The sequence below is a fragment of the Candidatus Methylomirabilis sp. genome (assembly GCA_036000645.1).
GTDB lineage: Bacteria > Methylomirabilota > Methylomirabilia > Methylomirabilales > JACPAU01 > JACPAU01.
In genome coordinates, this window is record DASYVA010000043.1 from 1 (window position 1) to 20795 (window position 20795).

Here is a 20795-nt window from a genome sequence, read left to right on the forward strand (position 1 = left end):
ACCTGGAGCCGGCTGGCCCCGTGCACGCGGGCCGCCCACTCCAGGCTCACGCTGATCTGCTCGAAGAACGGCAACAGCACGAAGATCGCGAGCGGCAGCATGGGGACCAGGTTGGCGAGGATCACCCCGTAGATCGTGCCGCCGATCCGATAGCGATAGAGCGTGGTGGCCAGCGGGATGCCGTAGGTCATCTGGGGCACGAGGAGCGGCAGGAAGTAGAGCAGCAGCAGGGCCGGCTTCGCCCGCAGGTCGTGCCGGGCCAACAGGTACGCCGCGGGAAAGCCGAGGACGAGGGCCAGGGCGGTCACGGTGAGCGCGACCGTCACCGTGACCACCAGCACCTGGGGCAGCTGGAACTCGCGCCAGGCGTAGGCGTACCAGTCGGTCGTCCAGGCCGGCGGGAACGGGGTGGTGAACCAGCGCTTGGCGACCGAGGAGACCGCGACGTGGCCGACGATGCCCACCAGGTTCAGGACGAACCCGATGACGAAGAGGAAGACCCCCAGCCGCCAGGCTTGCCCCCGCATCAGCGCTTCCCCGCCCCCATGGTCGCCACCCCCGTCGCCGCCAGCCGCCCCCGGAGGAGCAGGACGATCAGCAGCCCCACGAGCTGGCAGACGCCCATCACCACGGCGATGGCCGAGGCCATGGACATATCGTAGTGCTCGAAGGCCTGCTGGTAGGCGGCAATCGCGATCGTCCGCGTCGCGCCGGCCGGTTGGCCGACGAGGACCGCGGAGGGGAAGACCCCGAAGTTCATGACGAAGACCAGGGCGAAGGCGATCGCCGCCCCCGGCGCAATGAGGGGCCACAGGACCCGCCGGAAGACGTCCCAGGGGCGGGCGCCCAGCACGCGCGCCGCGTGCTCGATTGCCGGGTCGATGCCCGAGATGTACCCCAGCAGCAGCAGAAAGCAGAATGGGAAATGCTGGACGAACAGGGCGATCATCACGCCCGTGTAGTTGTGGGTGAGCCGGAGGGGCTCCGGGAGGCCGGCCGCCACCAGGACCTGGTTCAGCCACCCCTTCGGCCCGTAGAAGCCGTTGATCCCCTGGGCCACCAGCACTGTCCCCAGGGCGATGGGGAAGACGAGCAGCGTGGTGATGGTGCGCTCGAGCCAGATCCCCCGCCGCATCACGTAGGCGACGCCCAGGGCGAGCACAACGGTGAGCACGGTGTTCGGGACGGCGAGGGAGAGGGTGACCCAGATCGTCCGCGCCTGCCAAGGATCGAAGAAAAAAGCCAGGTAGTTGGCGAGCGACAGCCCGCCCTCTCCCTTCGCGGGGCGGAGGGAGAGGAAGACGCCGTAGCAGAAGGGGTAGACGAACATCACGAGGAGGTACAGAACCGACGGAAGGAGCAGGGGGAGGCCGGCTCCGTCCAGCCGCGACACCGGCCGGACCTGCGCGAAAGGCGTCGCTACCGCCGGGGTCTCCGCCCTCACCCGCCACCTCCCGCGCCGTCCTCAGACGGCAGGATGACCACCCGCTCGGCGGGCAGGCGGAGGCCGACGGTGGTGCCCACCGCCACCGGCTCCGCGACCCGGGCCTTGACCGCTTGCCCCGACTCCAGGACCACCTCGAGGTCGTACTCCCGTCCCAGGTACTCTATCAGCCGGACCCGCCCCCGCAGCACGTTCGGGCCGGGCGGGTCCCCGGTGACCGTCACGTCCTCGGGCCGGACGGCGGCGACCCCGGTGGCCCCTGGAGCAAGCGGCACCGCCGCGCGGCCCGCCAGCATCAGCGGCCCGCCCCGGCCCAGCACCGTGCCGTCCGCCTCCGCCCCGGTCACCGTCAGCGGGAAGAAGTTGCGGTACCCCATGAAGTCGGCGACGAAGAGGTCCCGGGGCCGGTCGTGGATCTCGGCGGGGGTCCCCGCCTGCACGGCCCGGCCGTCCCGCATCACCACGACCCGGTCCGAGAGGGAGAGGGCCTCGGCCTGATCGTGGGTCACGTAGATCGAGGTCAGTCCCAGATCCGCGTGCAGCCGCTTGATCTCCGTGCGCATCTCCAGGCGGAGCTTTGCGTCCAGGTTGCTGAGCGGCTCGTCCAGCAACAGGAGGCGAGGCTCGATCACCAGCGCCCGCGCGATGGCCACCCGCTGCTGCTGCCCCCCGGAGAGCTGGCCGGGGTAGCGGTCCTCGAAGCCCGGGAGCTGGACCAGCCCCAGCATCTGCCCGACGCGCGTGGCGGTCCGCTCGCGCGGCCAGCCCCGGAGCTCGAGGCCGAAGGCGATGTTCTGAAACACCGTGAGGTGGGGGAAGAGGGCGTAGTTCTGGAAGACCATGCCGAAGCCGCGCCGCTCCGGGGGCAGCCCGTCAATGCGGGCCCCGTCCAGCCAGATCTCTCCCACGCTGGGCGGGATCAGCCCTGCCAGGAGGTTGAGCGCGGTGGACTTGCCGCACCCCGAGGGGCCGAGGAAGGTCACGAACTCCCGCCCGCGGACCTCGAGGGCAAAGTCGTCCAGGACGGTCTTCACCCCGAACCGCTTGGTCAAACGGAAGCGGAGGCTCGCGATCTGCTCGGGCATGACCGGCGACGGCTCTGTGGGGAGGCGCAGCCGCCCGCTGCGGACCGGATGTGGGACGGGCCCGCGGCGGGGGCTCCCTCCGCTAAAACTTCTTGATCCGCTGGGCCCCGACCTCCTTGTCCCACCGGTCCATCGCGCCGACGAGTTGCTTGACCGGCAACTGGGGCACGACCTTGTACTTCTTCTCCATGTCGGTGTACTCGGGGCGCCAGTGGTCGCGGACGAGCTTCTGGATGTCGGACGGGGCCTTGTCGAGCGTCGCGGCCTTGATGGACGGCCCGATGAAGGCCTTCCAGGTCAGGACCTGCTGCTCCGGCCGCCGCATGAACCTCATCAGGTCGAGGACCACCTCCTGCTCCGCCGGCGAGATCCCCTTCGGGATCGCCCAGTAGTGCCCATCAATCACGAAGGAGGTGTTCGGGAGGACGAAGATCTTGGAGTCGGGGGGGATCGTCCCCTCCGCCCGGGGCTTCATGTCCCACTCCATGATCCCGGCGATGATCCAGCGCGTCCCCTCGGCGAACTCCTTGAGCGTGACACCCGTTCCCGTGGGGTAGTACTCGACGAACTCCCCGACCTCCCTCAGGAACGCCCAGGTCTTGTCCCACCCCTTCATCGGGTCCTTCGGGTCCCTGTCGCCAAGGATGTAGGGCAGCCCGGCGAGGACCGAGCGGCCCGGGCCAGAGTTCGCCGGGCGCGCGTACATGAACTTGCCGGGGTTCGCCTTCACCCACGCCTTGAACTCCTCGGCCGTCCGGGGCGGCTGCTTGACTTTGCTCGGATTGTAGATGAACACCGGGCCCCCGTTGGAGACCACCGAGGGGAGCAGGTACCCTTCCCCCTCGTCCTGGAGGACCTTCGCGGCGTCGGTCAGCTCCTCCCGCGGGAACAGCCTGTCGTACTGGGGGAAGAGCCTGACGAGCTGGCCGTGCTGGACCAGGATGGAGCCCGCGTCCTGGCCGGTCAGGATGAGGTTGATGTCCACACGCCCGGCGTCCTGCTGGGCCTTGATCTTGGCCGGCAGCTCCGGCGCCGGGGCCCGCTGGTAGGTGACCCCTTTGACCTTCTGCGGATTGGCCTTCGCGTAGTTCTCGATGATGTCGCGGACGGACGACAGGTCCCCGGCCACGTCAATGACCGAGACGGTGATCGGCGCCTGGGCGGCCCCCCCGCCCACGCCGACCCCGAGTGCACCGACGGCCACTGCGATGGCCAGCGCGCCGCTCCGCCAGAGCCTCCGCCGCCTCATGTTCCCCTCCTCCCCGTTCCCCGTCGGGTGGCCCACGCCATGCGGCGCCTCTCACCCCTTCAGGGCGCCGGCCGTGAGCCCATGGATCAGGTGCCGCTGCAGGAAAACGAACAGGACCGCCACCGGCACGGTGCTGATGATGACGCCGGCCGACAGCTGGCCCCACTGGATCTCGTACTGGCCGACCATGAAGAGCAGGCCGGCCGACAGAGTCCGCATCTCGGTCTGGGAGGTGAACGTGATGGCGAAGAGGAGCTCGCTCCAGGAGGAGACGAAGGCAAAGATCGCCGTGGCCGCGATCCCGGGCGCCGCCAGGGGGAGGATCACCCGGTAGAGCGCCCCGAAGCGCCCACAGCCGTCAATCATCGCGCTCTCCTCGAGCTCGCGCGGGATGGAGTCGAAATACCCGACCAGCATCCAGACCGTGAACGGGACGGTGAAGGAGAAGTTCGAGTAGATGAGCGCCTGGTAGGTGTCGAGCAGGCCGAGGGCATGCCACTGGGAGAGCAGCGGCGCGATGAGGAGCACCGCGGGGAACATCTGGGTGGCCAGGAAGAGCAGGAGGAAGACCCGCCGCCCGCCGAACCCGAACCGGGCGAGGGCGTACGCCGCCAGGACCGAGATGGCGGTCGTGGCCACCATCGTCACGGACGAGACCCACAGGCTATTGGCAAAGAAGCGGCTGAAGGGGGTCAGTTTCGAGGTCCAGGCATCGACGTAGTTGCCAATCGTGAGCTGGCGCGGCAGGTACTGGAGCGGGGTCGCGTAGAGTTCCTGCCGGGTCTTCAGCGAGGAGAGGAAGACCCAGAGGAACGGCCCGAGCGCGAACGCCACCAGGAGGGCGAGCCCGGCCCACAGGACGGGGCCCCCCAGGAGCCGCTCCGCCAGGTCCCCCGACCGCCGGCCGCTCATGCGACACTCTCGATCCCGCGGGTCACGCGGAGGTAGGCAGTGGTGAAGACCAGCATGATCACGAGGAGCACGACCGACAGGGTCGCGGCGTATCCGAAGTCCAGGTCGGAGTAGGCCTGGAGGAGCGTGTAGGTGGAGGTGATCTGGGTCGCGTTGGCGGGGCCGCCGCTGGTCATGACGAAGATCAGGTCGGCGTAGTTGAAGGTCCAGACGATGCGGGTCGCGGTCGCCACGACAATGATGGGGCGCAGGAGGGGCAGGGTGATGTGCCAGAAGCGGTGCAGCACGCTCGCCCCGTCCACCAGCGCCGCCTCGTACAGTTCGTCCGGGATCGCCTGGAGCCCCGCCAGCAGCATGATCGCGAAGAAGGGGACGCCGCGCCAGACGTTGGTCGCGATGACCGCCGGCATGGCGAGGGCCGGGTCCGAGAGCCAGGCCACCCGCTCGGTGAGCAGGCCCAGGCGCAGGAGGAGATCATTGATCACCCCGTAGTTGGGCTGGTAGAGCCACTCCCAGACCAGCGCCACCACGACCCCGGGGATGACCCAGGGCAGCAGGGTGACGGTCCGGACGAGGGCGCGGCCGCGGAAGGCCTGGTGCAGGAGCAGGGCGGCGGCGAACCCCCCGAGGAACTGGAGGGAGACTGAGCCGGCCACCCAGATGAAGGAGTTCCAGAGGGTGAGCCAGAAGACCTCGTCGCGCAGCAGGCGCCCGTAGTTCCCGAGCCCGATGAACCCGTACTCCTGCGGCCTGAAGAGCACATGGCGGTAGAGGCTCATGTGGATTGCCTTGAGGATCGGGAAGGCGATGGTGCCGCCGAGGCACACGGCCGCGGGGATCAGGTAGGCGTAACCGGTCAGGACGTCTCGGGTACGGCGGGAGATGAGCGGGCGGGCCAGCGGCGCCGCGACGGTGGCCTCGGGGTACGCCACGCGTTCCTCGTGTCCCGGCGGCAATGCGGCCGGAGGGGGCCGGCCGGCTCCCCCTCCGGCCGGCGAGTTGGCGCAAGATGGGCCGCGGAGCGGCCTAGGCCATGTTCTTCGTCAGGACCTCGGCGAACCGGTCGAGACACTCCTTCGCGGAGATCTTCCCGACCATCGCCTGCTGGAAGAGCGGCACCCCTTCGGAATCCAGCTTGCCCCCCCAGCCCGGATAGGCCAGGTACGGGCTCACGACGGAGAAGGGGAACGACTTGACGAAGCCCGCGAGGGCGGGGTCCTTGGAGAACTCGGGCCGGTCCGCGATGGACTTCCGGGCCGGCAGCAGCCCCAGGGTCTTGCAGTACATGAACTTGGGCTCGTCGTCCATCAGGAAGGTCAGGAACTTCCAGGCCCCCTCCTTGTTCTTCGCCTGCTTGAACAGGGTGAGGGTCTCGGAGAAGTAGAAGGAGGCGCGCTGCTTCGCGGGCCCGATCGGGAGCGGGATCGTCGCGAAGTTCTGAGGCCCGACGAAGCCCTTCTGCTCCTCCGCGGAGCCGGAGTTGTGCAGGTACGTGTTGGTCACGCCCCGGCCAAAGCCCTCGACGATCTGGCGCCAGCCGTCGGTCGGCATGCTCGGCGGTGTCACCTTGTGCTTCCGGAAGAGGTCGAGGTACCACTCGAGCCCCGCGACGGCTTCCTTCGAGTTGATCGCGACCGTCCCGTCCTTCAGGACCCGGGCGCCGTTGCCGTACATGAACTCGGTGGCGTAGAGGACCGCCCAGGTCCCCTGCCCGCGCATCCCGAAGCCGTACTGGTTCCGGTCCACCCGGGTGAATCCCTTGGCCAGCGCGAGGAAGTCATCCCAGGTCCAGTCCTCGCTCGGCACCTTGAGCCCGTACTCCTTCAGCCGGTCCGTCCGGTAGTAGAGGGAGTCGTTCGTCACGACCCACGGGAAGGAGAGGATCCGTCCCTTCACCGTGACGGTCTGCCAGGCGATCGGGAGCGTGTCCTTGTAGTGCTTCCAGTCCTTCACCCGGCCGGTGAGGTCCTCGACGGCCCCCATCCCCTCGAGCTCGCCCACCCAGTTGTCCCAGACCTGGCAGCAGTCGGGGGGAGTCCCGGCCGTGATGGCGGTGATAAGCTTCTGCCGCGCCTGGGCCTGCGGCACGAACTCGACCTTCACCTCGACGTCTGACTGGGACTTGTTGAACCGCTCGACGAGGGACTCCACCAGCGCGGTCCGCTTCGGCTCGGGCACGCTGAACTGGAAGCGGACGGGGCTGGCACCGTACGCCCTCCCCGGGGAGAGGAACGGCTCCTCCCACCAGGCGAGGTCGGTCGCCGCTACCGCCCCAGAGGCGGCCAGGGTCCGAAGAAACTGCCGACGCGACAGTGCCCAACGCTCATCCATCACTCACCCTCCTCCACACGCTCGCCTCCGCATGACCGGCGGCTCACCCGCGTGCCTCCCGGACGCACGAACGACCCCGCAGACCATCCGCATGACCAACGAGGGCACGCCACGGCTGTCCAGACACCCGATCCAGGGACATCCTGCCTCCCGGGGACCGGACGGGGGAATTTGCTGGTTCGGGGAATCGGACTCTAGTCGGGATTGGAGGGGCTGTCAAGAGGGGTCCCGAGGACCCGGCGGGCTTAGCCCGGAGCCAGGACCGGGTCCACGCCCCGCGCCGCCGCCAGGACCGGGCCCAGCTTCGCCGGCGCCACCTTATCGTGGACCAGGGCGGCCACGGCCGCCGCCATCGCCCGGGGGTCCTCCTTCCCGGGGTGGAGCACGTTCCGCCCGATGAGGGCGCCCCGGACGTTCGAACCCGCCTCCATCGCCTGGTGGATCTCGCGGAGGACCGCCATGGGGTTCCCGCTCGCCTCGCCCCCCAGGAGCAGGAGGGGACAGGTCGTGGCCTGCGCCACGCGGACAAACTGCCGGGTGGGGGGAACCTTCAGCCACAGCCCCAGGCTGCTGTCCCCCAGGGCGGCGGCCACGCTCACCACCTTCGCCACATCCGCGGGGTTGCGCGAGGCCACGTAGCGCCCCCGCTCCCGCTTCACCATCAGGGGCTCGAGGAAGGCGGGCAGGCGCCGCGCCGCCAGATCTCGCAGCGCCTCGGCGCACCACCCGAGGGTCCGTCCCGCTTCGGGTGCCCGGGGGTCCAGGCGGAACATGAGCTTGCCCCCATCCAGCCGGAGCGCCACCAGCCGGTCCACCGTGTAGGCGGTGAAGCGGTCCTCCAGCTCGAAGACCGTCCCCGCCAACCCGCCCCGGTTCATGGAGCCCACCAGGAGCTTGAAATCCAGGAAGGGCCGGCCGCCCCGCTCCCGCACCAGCCGGCTCAGGAGGAGAAGCTCCTCCAGGATGTCCGGGGTGCCCATGACCCCGTCCACCCCGGGGGCCGTCAGGGCCCGGACGATCCGGGCCAGATAGTCGTGCCGGTTGGCGAGGCCCAGGGGGTCCCCCTTCGTGTGGACGACCATCCGGGCCGGATGGTCCGCGGCGAGGATCACCAGGCGGCCGTTCTCCGTCAGGCGGTTGCGGCGCTGCCGCTTCTCTGCCTCCTCCCGGACGATATCGGGGCGGTCCACCCTGGCATCGGTGACGGCCGCAAAGAGATCGAATGGGAGATAACTTCTGGAATCAAAAGGGGCGCGAGACCCGCGCCCCGGGCGGCGAAGCGGCATTGCGGCCTCCTTGGCGGCCCTAACTGTTTACCGATGGTCGGAAACTGTCAAGGGAATTCTGGCAAACGCGGGCGGACGTGACCGGAGATTGCGGAGGACATCACGCCTGTGGCGGCTCGATCGTAGCCTCTCTAAACACCGCAGGTCTTCGGCGGGGGCCAGTGCAGGAGGACGTGCGCATAGCGGCTCGGGTCCATGTCGGCCTTCGAGCGCTCGAAGTACGTCCGCCAGAAGTCGCCGATCTGCCCGGCCGTATCGGCCGATTGCGCGGATGCCCCCGACACGTAGACGCACACGCTCGAGAGGTCGGGCATCAACCCTCGCTCGGCCAACTCCGTGAGGATCTTCTGGTGCGTGGCGGGATTCCATTTGATCTGTTCGAAACGATAGGGCGGAAGATCCTCGATCATGTCGGACATGAGGACCAGAACCTTGCGTCTCGGCTCGTCGTGGAAGAGCTTCTGGGCGAGGACGAGAGAACTGAAAATGTCGGTCTGCGGGCTGCCGAGCCGTCTGCCGAACACGTCCGCCACCTGAGCCGCCATCTCTTCCCGCAGGCGGCCGGCCTGCGCGTCGATCTCCTTGACCTTGCGGTTGTGGTTCAGGACGTTGTCGAAAAATCCGTTGAACGAGGGCCTCGGCGGGAAGGTCGCTTCGACGAGTGGACGGAATTCGGTGAGGGTCTTGTCGCTGATGGAAGCGATCAGCAGTCTATCCCCCGGCGAAAGGGAGGGGATGATGCGGCTCTCGATATCCTGCCGGAACAACGCCCGGGTCTCACTCCGGATGCTCTGGGAAAAGTCCACGAAGATGACGATCGCCGTCCCGCGGTCCGGCCCGGCCTGCGAGGTGGGGGTACAGCCCGCCGTCAGGAGGACCCCGTAGATCGCAAGGACGAGGAGGCAGCCGGTCACGCGCAGAGGAGACACGAGATCACCCGCCTTCCCGCTGGTCCCTGATCCCGTCCACCGCCACCTCCGGCCACCACTCCAACTTCGGGAACTCCGGGGTCTTCCTGAAGGTGGGCGGCGGCAGGAGCCGGCGGAACCGCAGGTTGGTCTGACGGTACAGGGCAACGTTCTGATTGGTTGCAGCCCTGATCTGTTCGATCCGGCTCTTGGCCTGTTTGATCTCCCCGTTGACCTTCGTGCCGATCTGGTAGAGCTTCTTCCGGATCGCGTTTCTCCTCCGATCGAGACGCATGAGCGAGCTGCGGCACTGGTTCAACTTCTCGTCCGGGTCGTGGGCGAAGAACGCGCTCACGACAGCCCCGCAGAACACGAGGGCGTTGAGGGCGAACAGCGCATAGGCGAGCTGCTGCTGGTCCCCCACGACCCCCGTGCTCGAGGCCATTTGCGAGGAGATGTAAGTATTCCGGAGCATACTGACCGCAACGAGCGCCGCGCCCACCGAGAGGGGAATGAACATCCCCACCACGATGTTGCCGGCGATCCGCGGAGCCGACTGCCGCAGGTGGACGCCGATGAACAGCCCGAGGAGCGGGATGGTGATGGCGAGGGTGGACGCCATGACATAGGTCAGGTACTCGGCCTCGCCGAACAGGCGGAACACGATCGTGTTCAAGGGAAACTCGCCGATGCCCAGGAACAGGATCAGCGCCACATGGTACTTATACGGAAACGGGGCCATCACCTCGCGGCCAAGCTCCTTCTTCCGCACGGTATAGCGCTCGACGAGCGCCTGGAGACGGCCTTCCAGGTCCGTGAAATGCTTGTGGAGGGTCTGGAAGAGGGGGAGGAGCTTCGCGATCCGGAGCGAGGCCCTCTCGTATGTCCGGTGGACCTCCTGTTCCCCGTGCGCGATCAGGGCCTGCTCGAACTGGGCAGGCATATACGAGCTCATCTCCGGGATGTTTCTCTCCCCGTCTTTCTGGCCTTCAGTCAGGATCCGGCTCTCATCGGCAAAGGGAGTTCGTGTGCCTTTCCATCTGTTCATGGGTAGGGGTCCTATTCGTTGCCGTCGTGCTTGCTGAGGATGGAATTCAGCTCATCCACCAGGAACTTCATGTTGTCCAGGACCGCATCCTCGGTGGCGGACAGGTCGGTGATGTTCTTCATCAGCGACTGGTACTCGACCTTCACCTGCGAAAGGGCCTGGTGGATCGTGTCGAGGCTGCTCCGGAGATGGTCCCGATCCTGTCTCAGCGAATTCCAGCGCTTCTGGAGCGATTCCAGCTGATCGCGCATATTGCTGGATTGCTGGACGAGCTCCCTGTACTCGGCGATCGCCTCGATGATTCGCTTGACCTCGGCGTCCTTGAGCATCGTTCGACTCCTTCCCTTCGGTGTCGCTATCTTCCCGGACCTGTGAGGCGCATAGGGAGCCCGTCGCTACTGGCGCCGGCCGCCGTCGGGGCGATGGGTGCGCGGCCGTCCTCGGCCCCTCCGATGCCGTGCACGTCATGCCCCCCAACCGGCCCGGAGGGGGTCCCCGATCGGGCCTGGAAGGCGTGCGCCCCGACGGTTTCTGGGCACGGAGCGGAGGCGGTCCGGATGGATTGCAACTTCCGTTCCGAAGGGAGAGTCCGCCCGGCGGCGGGAGCGCCCATTCCGCCGGGGGCTTCGGGCCCTAACCCCTCAGCGAATCAGGATGAAGAGGACCTCCTGTTACTTTTTTCCACTGCGGCGGCGGAAGTGGTTCTTCGAGCACCCCCCCGAGACCCGCTGCCGCAGGCTCCTCAAGGTACTTGGATCCCGGAAGGTTGAGCCCCCGGGGCTGCCCGGGGGGACGCATCGCAGCGGGTGGGGGGAGCCGCCCCGCCCTGGGGAGACGACACAGGGGTGCCGGCGATCAGGCGGACCGGCCTACCCATGCCGCCCGGGCGTCAGGGTCGGATGCGGACACCGGCAGGCAGGAGGGGGAGGGAATTCAGTGCTGGCCGGCTGCGACGCGGCCGAAAAGCGGAGCAAGCGCCCCGTAGCAGTCCTCGAAGAGGCGCGCGGGGGCGGCGTAGGCCCGGTGGGCCTCGGAGCGCGGCGTGAAGGTCACCTGGACCGGGTTCCAGGCCTCGGCCGCCGCCTCGGGATCCGTCACCAGACCAATGGCGGCCCCGGCCAGAAGGGCTGCACCGACCGAGGCGGCCTCCGTGTGGCGGAGCCGGGCCAGGGAGAGGCCCAGCACATCTGCTTTGATCTGGCACCAGAGATCGGAGCGGGCCCCGCCGCCTAACACCCGCACCTCCTCCACCGCGTGCCCCATGCCCTGCAGCCCGCGGAGGCACGCCCCCACCTCGAAGGCCACCCCCTCCATGATGGCCCGGGCGATGTCCCCCCGCCCGTGGCCCAGGCTGAGGCCGATCAGAGCCCCCCGGGCGTCGGGGTTCAGGCGGACCGAGCGGGCCCCCATGAAGAACGGGAGCGCCACGAGCCCCCGGGCCCCGGGGGGGCTCTTGGCCGCCTCGGCCTCGAGCGTCTCCATCCCCTCCGGCGGGAGCCCCGCCAGCTCCCGGAACCAGCGGAGGACCGAGGCGGTGGTGATGATGCCCATCTCGAGCAGCCAGCGCCCGGGGAGGGCATGAATGGAGCAGGGGGAGATCTCCAGGACCGACGGGACCGCCTGGATGACCATGGAGACGTTGGTCGCCGTGCCCGTGGACTCCATGACGCGCTTGCCGGCGACGGCGGCACCGAGAACCTCGCAGGGCCGATCCCCCGCGCCGACGGCGACGGGAACGCCCGGCGGAAGGCCGAGGGCAGAGGCCCCCTCCCATTCCAAGCGGAACGGCGCCTCGGTGGAAGCGTAGAGCGGCGGGAGCTGCTCCTGCCGGACCCCGAGGCGGTCCAGCATGGGCATCCACCAGGTGCGGGCCCGGATGTCGAACATCATGGTCCGGGAGGCGAGAGTGTAGTCGGTGAGGAGGGCTCCGGTCAGGCGGAAGTAGAGGTAGTCTCGGGGCTGCAGGAAGGCGGCGGCCCCGAGGGCCTCGGGAGCGTGGGTCTTGAGCCAGAGAAGCTTGGTGGCCGTGAAGGTGGGGTCCGGGATCATCCCGGTGACATCGTGGAGGCGGGCGGGTCCGAACTCCGCAACCAGGGTCTCCGTCTCCCCACGGGAGCGCCGGTCCATCCAGATGATGCAGGGGCCGAGCGCCCGCCCGTCCCGCGCCACCGGCACCACCCCCTCCCGCTGGGAGGAGAGGCCGATGGCCGCGATGCCCTTCTCGCCACCCGGATGCTGCGCGAGGCACCGGTGCGCTGCGCCGCAGGCGGCGCGCCACCAGTCCTCCGCGTGCTGCTCCGCCCAATCCGGGTGAGGGTGGTGGGTCGGGTAGCTCTCGTCGGCGGCCGCGAGGAGCGCGCCGGAGGCGTTCCAGAGGCTGGCCTTGCAGGAGGAGGTGCCGAGGTCCAGGGTGAGGATGGCGGGGCCATCCCTCACGGCTTCACCACGAGCTTGATCCCCTTCCCGGCCCGCTGGCTCCGGATCGCCTCGAGCGTCTCCTCGAGGCGGAACTCCAGGCCCAGGAGGGGGGCGAGGGTGAGGCGGGTCAGCCAGCGGACCGCCCGGTGGAAGGTGTAGGGGCGCATGTGGGAGCCCCGGATCGTGAGCTCCTTCTCGAAGAGCAGGTAGGGCCGGAAGCTGGCCACGGCGGCCGGATCCGCCACCCCCACCTCCACGACCGTGCCGCCCCGCTGGACCAGCTCGAGTGCTTGGGTGAGGAGGGTGGGGTTTCCGACCGCGTCGAAGATGATCTCGGGGCCGAGCCCCCCGGTCTCGGCCTGCAGGATGGCCGGGAGGTCCTCGCGGGTGCCGTCCACCGCCACGGCGCCGAGCATCTTGGCCACGGCGCGGCGGTGCTCCCGCGGCTCCGAGAGGACGACCTTCACGGCGCCCGAGTGGAGCGCGAGTTGCGTGAGGAGTAACCCCACCGCCCCGCCCCCCAGGATCCCGACGTGGGCACCCGAAGCCGCAGCCGCCAGGTCCCAGGCCCGGAGCGCGCACGCGAGCGGCTCCGCGAGCGACCCCATCTCAAACGAGACGCCCGCCGGGAGGAGGTGGACGAGGCGCTCCGGGACGCAGGTGTACTCGGCGAAGCCCCCCGGGTGGACGATCCGTTGCTCGCAGAGATTCTCGCGGCCCTGCCGGCAGAAGTAGCAGTCCCCGCAGGTGTACCCCGGCTCCACCACGACCCGGTCGCCCGGCCGGACCTTCCGCACGCGGGCCCCGACCGCGGCCACCGTGCCCGTGTACTCGTGACCGATCACCCGGGGCGGGGGGTAGAGGGGGAACTTGTCCTCGATGATGTGGACGTCGGTCCCGCAGATCCCGCAGGCCGCGACCTTGATCAGGACCTCGTTCGCCGCCGGCGTCGGGACCGGGCGCTCCTCGAGGGTGAGCTTCTCCCCGCCGTGCCAGACCGTCGCCCGCATCCGGCTCAGTCCATCTCCAGGCCGCCGCAGACGTTGAAGGCCTGGCCGGTGACGTACTCCGCCTCGTCCGAGGCCAGGAAGACCACCGCCTTCGCTACGTCCTCCGGCTGCTCCATCCGGCCGAGCGGGACCATCTTCAGGCGCCGCCGCATCTGCTCCCCCTTCGGGAGCCCCTGCATCTGCATCCCCCAGACCTCGTCAATGTGCTCCCACATGGCCGTATCCACCATGCCGGGGCAGACCGCGTTCACCCGGATCCGGTGGGGGGCCAGCGCGATCGCGGCCGACCGGGTGATGCTGATCACGGCGGCCTTGGTGGCGGCGTAGTCCACCATGATGGGTCTCCCCGCCCGCCCGGCGATGGAGGCGATGTTCACGATGACCCCGCCTCCCTGCTGCCGCATCCGGCGGGCCGCGGCCTGGAGACAGAAGAAGGGTCCCTTCGCATTGACGGCAAAGGTCCGGTCCCAGTCGGCCTCGCTGAGGGCGAAGAGGTCCTGGACCTTCAGCACCCCGGCGTTGTTCACCAGAATGTCCAGATGCCCGAACGTGCGCCCGGCGGTCTCCACCATCGCCTCGATCTGGTCGGGGCGCGCGACGTCGGTCGTGGTGGCGAGGCCCTTGCGCCCCAGCGCCTGAACCGCCGCGGCCGTTCGGGCCCCGGTCTCCGGGTTCACCTCCGCCACCAGGACGTCCGCCCCCTCCCGGGCGAACGCGAGGGCAATCGCCCGCCCGATCCCCTGGCCCGCCCCGGTCACGATGGCCGCCTTCCCGTCCAGGCGCATGCTCCTCTCCTAGGTTCCAGCGCGCTCGGCCTCCTCAAAGACCCCCATCCGGCGGAACTTCCGGTAGCGCTGCTCCAGGAGGTCATCGATCGGGATCTGGCGGAGGCGCTGGACCTCCCGGGTCAGGACCTCGCGCAACGTCTCGACCATCTCCGCCGGGTTCCGGTGTGCCCCGCCGATTGGCTCGGGCACGATCTCGTCAATGATTTCCAGGCGTTTCAGGATCTGCGCCGTGAGCCCCAGCGCTTCCGCTGCGTCCGGGGCCTTGGCCGGGTCCCGCCAGAGGATGCTCGCGCATCCCTCCGGGGAGATGACGGAGTAGATGGCGTACTCGAGCATCAGGAGGCTGTCCCCGACGCTGATCCCGAGCGCGCCGCCGCTCCCCCCTTCCCCCGTCACGGCCACGACGATGGGCGCCCGGAGCTCCGCCATCTCCCGGAGGTTGCGGGCGATGGCCTCCGCCTGGCCCCGCTCCTCCGCCCCCAGCCCCGGGTAGGCCCCCGGGGTGTCCACGAACGAGATCACCGGCTTGCCGAACTTCTCCGCCAGCTTCATCGCCCGGAGGGCCTTCCGGTACCCCTCGGGGTTGGCCATGGCGAAGTTGCGCATGATCTTCTCTTTGGTGTCCCGCCCCTTCTGCTGGCCGATGATCACCACCGCGATGCCGTTCAGGCGGCCCAGGCCCGCGATGACGGCCTTGTCGTCGGCGAAGGCCCGGTCCCCGTGGATCTCCACGAAGTCGGTGATGAACGCCTTGATGTAGTCCATGGTGAAGGGGCGGTTCGGGTGCCGGGCGATCTGGCAGCGCTGCCAGGGGGTGAGCTTGGCCAGGGTGTCGGTTTGGAGCTTGGCGATCTTTTTCTCCAGCTTCCGGATCTCGTCGGAGAAGTCCACCTTCTCCCCGGTGGACATCTCCTGCAGCTCCCGGAGCTTGGCCTCCAGCTCCAGGATCGGGCGCTCGAAGTCGAGGGCGAACATGGCCGCCTCCTTCAGCGCGAGGGCTAGCGAGGCGAACCGGACACTATCGGCGCGGCCCCGAGGAGGGCACCGCCAGGCCGGCTCAGCATAGCGGAAAAGGCTGCCCCGGCAAAGAGGTGGCTCCGAAAAGGCAGCCTCCTAAGTTCGTTCCTGTTCGGGTTACCAGCAGCCCTAATTAGACCCTTTCTTCTCGAGCCCTTGTGTTTCGCCATTCCGTAGATGAAAATCCTCATCGCAAATAATCCGTACCGCACGTTTAGTAGATACGTTGATTTCGCAGAGCACCGATTGCGCAGCAACATTCGGCATGATCCCCGATGGTTCGAAGAAAAGTCTCTCGATTATAGTATTCGCCTGTTTCTCTGTTGCTTTTCTCGCAGGTTGTCCTAAAACAGCAATGATTTCGTGTTCCGTCATTCCCAGTCGTAGTGTCTTACATTTCTGGACGATCTGCCTGTGACGTGCTCCTTCCAACCAAAGCAGAAATACCCCAACGGTCACCACTAAGAAGACAACTCCAACCAAAGCTAGGTGCGTCTTATTCATTTGTTCTTGATTTTGGGGAGCTAAGGTTGCCCTCAGGATAGCCGAACCACCCGCCACGGCAAAGGAGTGGCCGCGAGCGATCGGCGGCAGCAGCTCAGGTTTAATAGAGCAGGAGGACGCTGCCGCGGCCGAGGAGCGCCTCCGCCGCCGCCACGAAGGCATCCCCGGCCGCGACGCCGCATCCCGGGTCCGCCTCCAGGAGGGCAGGGCCCCCGGGCACCTCGAGCGCCAGGGTGAGGGGCGCGGAGCCTGGGTGCTGGGCCACCAGCTCGCGCAGGCGTCGGAGAGCATCCGGCGTGGCCGCGGGCCCCCCCACGGTAAGTCGGACGGCCTGAGGAGCCTTCCCCCGGAACTTGTCGAGCGGCTCCACATCGCTCAGGAGCAGCTTGGCCGCATCCTCCGTGATGTCCACCTGCCCCGTGACCAGGACGGCAGCGTCCTTGACCAGGTGGAGCATCTTCGCCCGGTATAGGTCCGGGAAGGCCACGGTCTCCACGGAGCCGGTCTGGTCCTCCACGGTCACGAAGGCCATCCGGTCCCCATTCTTCGTCGAGATCTCCTTCACGGCGCTCACGATGCCGCAGACCCGGACCGTCTGCTTGTCCTTGAGCCCCGGCAGGGCGTCGATCCGGATCGCGTTCAGGCGCCTCGTCACGGCATCGTACTCGGCCAGCGGGTGGCCCGTGATGTAGAAGCCGAGCGTCTCCCGCTCCGCCGCCAAGAGCTCCGCTCGGGACCACTCCGGGACCTCGGGCAGGCCGGGGGCAGCGACCGCCGGAGCGCCGGCTGCCTCGAAGACTTCCAGGAGGGAGACCTGCCCCTGCGCCCGGTCCCGCTGGGCGGAGGACGCGGCTTCCATCGCCGCATCCACGGTCGCCATGAGCTGGGGACGCCGCGCGCCGAGCGAATCGAACGCCCCGCACTTGATGAGGCTCTCCAGCACCCGCTTGTTGACCAGCCGCAGGTCCACGCGCTGGCAGAAGTCGTAGAGGCTCGTGAACTTGCCTTTGGCCTTCCGGGACTCCAGGATGGAGTGGATCGCCAGATCCCCCACGTTCTTCACCGCCACGAGGCCGAAGCGGATCTTGTCCCCGACGACTTTGAAGCCGCTGTCGGACTCGTTCACGTCGGGCGGCAGGACCGTGATCCCCATCGCGCGGCACTCTTCGATGTACTTCACGATCTTGTCGGTGTCTGCCATTTCCGACGTGAGCAGGGCGGCCATGAACTCGACCGGGTAGTGCGCCTTCAGATAGGCGGTCTCGTAGGCCACAACCGCGTACGCCGCGGCGTGGCTGTTGTGGACCACGACCCCGTTGGCGATGAAGGAGGAGGGTCCAGGGACGGAGATGTCATACGTCTCTTCCTCACCATCGGGCGCTCGGCCGACCAAGCGGGTCCAGGCGAGGGGCGCTATCGCCAGGTCGTGCAGGCGCTGGTCGCCCAGGCGCTCGGCCACGTCGAGCAACGTATCCCGTCGGATCCCCTTTTTCGCAGCATCAGCAAAGACGAGCCGGTACGCCAGCCCGAGCGCCCGGCAGCCAGCCTTCAGGGACCCGAACCGAGCGCCGATTCCCTTGCGCAGAGGTTCCAAGGCCAGCGTGGCGGGCACGATGTCCAACGTCCCCCGGGCGAGGTAGGGCGGCAGCGCCGCGGAGGCCTCGGCCAGGCGCCAGAGGGCTTCCCGCCTCGCCCCCACCATGTGGAGGCCAACGCGCTTCCGCAACTCCTGGAAAGCGGTTCGCCCACCCAGGAGGTGCACCGTGTAGCCGGGGCGGAGCGTCCCCCGGTAGCGGAAGTATTTCATTCGGATCGTCGAGGTGAACCCCAGCTTCATGAGCAGCCGCTGGAAGTCCCGCGCTAGCCGTTCGGAGGAGGTCGCATAGAAAACGCTTCGCGTCGGCGGGTGGATACAACCATCTCCCTGAAGCATTTTCGCCACAAGGACGCTAATGGCCGCCTCATCCCAGGCATCCACCAGGGCCGGAATGAATTTCTCGAGCGCGCCCTTCCCCTGGAGCCCGCATTCCTCGAAGAGGAACCGGACCGCCGCCGACGGCCGGGAAATATCTCGCCGCTTTGGAAACAGGGATGCGCCAAGCCGTTTCGGGCGGTGGTCGTCAAGGCGGGGGACGGTGTTCTCGAAGGCCGACAGGACCGCGGCCATGTCCGCGAGCTCGGCGTCGTCGCTCGAGTAGAGGTAGAAATGCCTGCCGTAGTTGAGGGCCCCTTCGCTCAGCGCGTAGCCTAGGAGCGCGGGAAAGTGGCCCGGCACGCAGCTTGCCCCGCAGGGGAGCTGCCGGACCACGGCGACGAAATCCTGTGGCGTGACCTCTTCGGCATTGACCCATCCCCGCTGCGTCAAAAGTGGATGGTCTGGGGTGCAGCGCAAGCTCATCCCGTTGGCGAAGGTGAGGCGGCGGACGGCGCGTTGCCCGCTAGGCCGCACTCCCTCCGTTCGGGCCGGCCCATCCTTGGTCAGGACCGTCTCCCCCGCCCCCACGGCCGTCATCGGCTTGCGGGTCCCGTCCGCCATCTCGACGAGGCTGTCCGCGGTCAAGCACTTGTTGAACCCGTACCCTGCGAACTGAGCCATGAGGTCAAAGATCTTCTCGGCAGTCCGCGCCGGGATATTCTTGGTCCTGGCGCCATCCAGAAACTTCTTCCGCGCCTTCTCCATGAGCTCCGGATCTTTCTTGCCCATAGCCCGGCGCAAGATGTCTGCCTCGCCCATGGAGAACCCGGCCAGATCGCCGGCAATGCGCATGACCTGTTCCTGGTAGACCATGACCCCGTAGGTGTCCTTCAGGATCTCCTCCAGGGCCGGGTGGTCGTAGGTCACCTTCACCCGGCCGTGCCGGCGGGCGATGAAGTCATCAATCATCACCATGGGGCCGGGCCGGTAGAGGGCCACGAGGGCGATCACGTCCTCCAGCCGTCCTGGCCGCAGGCGCCGGAGCAGGTCCCGCATCCCCGTGGACTCCAACTGGAAGACCCCGTTAGTGCGGGCCTCCTCCAGGAGGCGGAAGGTCTTCTCGTCGTCCGGCGGGATGGCCTCGATGTCCACGGTCGTCCCGTAGCCCTGCCGGACGAGCTCCAGAGTGTTGGAGATGACCGTGAGCGTCCGCAGGCCCAGGAAGTCCATCTTGAGGAGGCCGATCTTCTCGATGGCCCCCATGGCGTACTGGGTCGTGATCTCGCCCTTCCCCCCGCGGTAGAGGGGGACGTGCTCCGTCAGGGGGTCCCGGGAGATCACCACGCCGGCCGCGTGGGTCGAGGCGTGCCGGGTCAGGCCTTCCAGCGCCCTCGCCACCTGCCACAGCTCGGCCACCTCGGGCCGGGTCCGGACCGCTTCGGCCAGCGCCGGACTCTGGGCCAGCGCGTCGTCCAGGGTGATGTTGAGCGTCGTCGGAACCATCTTGGCAAGCTTGTCCGCCTCAGAGTACGGGAGCCCGAGCGCACGGGCCACGTCCCGGATGACCGCCTTGGCGCCGAGAGTCCCGAAGGTGATGATCTGGGCGACGTTGTCCTTCCCGTACTTCTCCGTGACGTAATTGATGACCTCGTCGCGCCGCTCGTAGGAGAAGTCAATGTCCATGTCGGGCATGCTCACCCGTTCCGGGTTCAGGAAGCGCTCGAAGAGCAGCCCGTAGCGGAGCGGGTCAATGTTCGTGATGCCCAGGGCGTAGGCCACGAGCGAGCCGGCGGCCGAGCCCCGGCCCGGCCCGACCGAGATGCCCCGCTCCTTCGCGAACCGGATGAAATCCCACACGATGAGAAAGTAGCCCGCGTACCCCATCCGCTGGATGACGCCGAGCTCGGCCTTCAGGCGCTCCTCCTGCTGCGGCGCGGCCTCCGGGAAGCGGGCCCGCAGGCCCTTCCAGGCCATGTCCTCCAGGTAGGAGTCGAGCGTCTGGCCGGCCGGCGCCTGATAGTGGGGCAGGTGGATCTTCCCGAACTCCAGCTCCAGGTTGCAGCGCTCGGCCACCGAGACGGTGTTCTTCAGCGCCTCGGGGTAGTCCCGGAAGATTTCGGCCATCTGCTCCGGGGACTTCAGGTAGAACTCGTTCACCGAGAAGCGCATCCGGTCCTTGTCGTGGGTCGTCTTCCCCGTCTGGATGCAGAGGAGGATCTCGTGCGCCCGAAAGTCGGTCTCGCTCAGGTAGTGGACGTCGTTGGTGGCGACCAGCGGGACCCCGAGGCTCCGGGCGATCCGGATGACCCCCTCGTTCACGGTCTTCTGTTCCGGGATCCCGTGCCACTGGAGCTCCATGAAGTAGTTCTCGGGACCGAAGACGTCCCGGTACCAGGCGGCTGTCTCCTTTGCCTTCGCCTCCTGCCCCTCCATGAGAAACCGGCAGACCTCGCCGTTCAGGCAGCCCGAGAGGACGAGCAGCCCCTTCGCGTGCTGCTGGAGCAGCTCGCGGTCTACCCGCGGCTTGTAGTAGAAGCCCTCCAGGAAGCCGGCCGTGACCAGCTTGATCAGGTTCTTGTAGCCGGCCTGGTCCTTGACCAGGACGGTGAGGTGGTTCGCGCCCTCGTAGGAGCCGTCCACGTTGGTCTTCTCAAAGCGGGTCCCCGGCGCCACGTACAGCTCGCACCCGACGATGGGCTTCAGCCCCTCCTTCTGCGCCTGCGTGTAGAAGTCAATGGCACCGAACAGATTCCCGTGGTCGGTCAGGGCGAGGGCCGGCATCCGGAACTCCTGCGCCGCCTTCCGAACCAGCCGCTCCAGATGGCAGGCCCCATCCAGCAGGCTGTACTGGCTATGGACGTGCAGGTGCACAAAGGGGGC

General features: G+C 68.1%; 17 protein-coding genes. All 17 read right to left on the reverse strand.

Features of this window, described 5'->3' with window-relative positions; genetic code table 11:
- The coding region (locus tag VGT06_02415) for an ABC transporter permease (GenBank protein ID HEV8661988.1) at positions 1 to 527 on the reverse strand (527 nt) is incomplete at its 3' end.
- The gene (locus tag VGT06_02420) at positions 527 to 1444 is read right to left on the reverse strand and encodes a sugar ABC transporter permease (GenBank protein ID HEV8661989.1); all 918 of its coding nucleotides are present in this window, start codon (positions 1442 to 1444) and stop codon (positions 527 to 529) included. The genes VGT06_02415 and VGT06_02420, both read right to left, overlap by 1 nt.
- Positions 1441 to 2529, reverse strand: a complete 1089-nt coding sequence (locus VGT06_02425) for an ABC transporter ATP-binding protein (protein ID HEV8661990.1) — start codon at positions 2527 to 2529, stop codon at positions 1441 to 1443. The genes VGT06_02420 and VGT06_02425 overlap by 4 nt, the downstream gene beginning before the upstream one ends.
- Before the next feature lie 82 nt (positions 2530 to 2611).
- Entirely contained in the window at positions 2612 to 3778 is a 1167-nt protein-coding gene (locus tag VGT06_02430) for an extracellular solute-binding protein (protein HEV8661991.1), read from the reverse strand.
- A gap of 51 nt (positions 3779 to 3829) precedes the next feature.
- Positions 3830 to 4690: a carbohydrate ABC transporter permease gene (locus VGT06_02435; GenBank protein HEV8661992.1), complete on the reverse strand. Its 861-nt coding sequence runs from the start codon at positions 4688 to 4690 to the stop codon at positions 3830 to 3832.
- Positions 4687 to 5622, reverse strand: coding sequence for a sugar ABC transporter permease (locus tag VGT06_02440; GenBank protein HEV8661993.1), 936 nt, complete (start codon positions 5620 to 5622; stop codon positions 4687 to 4689). The genes VGT06_02435 and VGT06_02440 overlap by 4 nt, the downstream gene beginning before the upstream one ends.
- Before the next feature lie 94 nt (positions 5623 to 5716).
- The gene (locus VGT06_02445) at positions 5717 to 7021 is read right to left on the reverse strand and encodes an extracellular solute-binding protein (GenBank protein HEV8661994.1); all 1305 of its coding nucleotides are present in this window, start codon (positions 7019 to 7021) and stop codon (positions 5717 to 5719) included.
- A gap of 245 nt (positions 7022 to 7266) precedes the next feature.
- Complete coding sequence (locus tag VGT06_02450; GenBank protein ID HEV8661995.1) at positions 7267 to 8307, reverse strand: hypothetical protein; 1041 nt, start codon at positions 8305 to 8307, stop codon at positions 7267 to 7269.
- A gap of 131 nt (positions 8308 to 8438) precedes the next feature.
- Complete coding sequence (locus tag VGT06_02455; protein ID HEV8661996.1) at positions 8439 to 9236, reverse strand: hypothetical protein; 798 nt, start codon at positions 9234 to 9236, stop codon at positions 8439 to 8441.
- Between the two features lie 4 nt (positions 9237 to 9240).
- Positions 9241 to 10158 (reverse strand): hypothetical protein, encoded by a 918-nt coding sequence (locus VGT06_02460; GenBank protein HEV8661997.1) that lies wholly within the window; start codon positions 10156 to 10158, stop codon positions 9241 to 9243.
- 116 nt (positions 10159 to 10274) lie between these two features.
- Positions 10275 to 10592: a hypothetical protein gene (locus VGT06_02465; GenBank protein HEV8661998.1), complete on the reverse strand. Its 318-nt coding sequence runs from the start codon at positions 10590 to 10592 to the stop codon at positions 10275 to 10277.
- A gap of 604 nt (positions 10593 to 11196) precedes the next feature.
- Positions 11197 to 12699 (reverse strand): FGGY family carbohydrate kinase, encoded by a 1503-nt coding sequence (locus VGT06_02470; GenBank protein HEV8661999.1) that lies wholly within the window; start codon positions 12697 to 12699, stop codon positions 11197 to 11199.
- Entirely contained in the window at positions 12696 to 13691 is a 996-nt protein-coding gene (locus tag VGT06_02475; protein ID HEV8662000.1) for an alcohol dehydrogenase catalytic domain-containing protein, read from the reverse strand. The genes VGT06_02470 and VGT06_02475 overlap by 4 nt, the downstream gene beginning before the upstream one ends.
- Before the next feature lie 5 nt (positions 13692 to 13696).
- Positions 13697 to 14476, reverse strand: a complete 780-nt coding sequence (locus VGT06_02480) for a glucose 1-dehydrogenase (protein HEV8662001.1) — start codon at positions 14474 to 14476, stop codon at positions 13697 to 13699.
- A gap of 9 nt (positions 14477 to 14485) precedes the next feature.
- Positions 14486 to 15454, reverse strand: a complete 969-nt coding sequence (locus VGT06_02485; protein ID HEV8662002.1) for an acetyl-CoA carboxylase carboxyltransferase subunit alpha — start codon at positions 15452 to 15454, stop codon at positions 14486 to 14488.
- A 171-nt stretch (positions 15455 to 15625) separates the two neighbouring features.
- On the reverse strand, positions 15626 to 16057 hold the full coding sequence (locus tag VGT06_02490; GenBank protein HEV8662003.1) for a hypothetical protein: 432 nt from the start codon (positions 16055 to 16057) through the stop codon (positions 15626 to 15628).
- Between the two features lie 43 nt (positions 16058 to 16100).
- The coding region (gene dnaE / locus VGT06_02495; protein ID HEV8662004.1) for a DNA polymerase III subunit alpha at positions 16101 to 20795 on the reverse strand (4695 nt) is incomplete at its 5' end.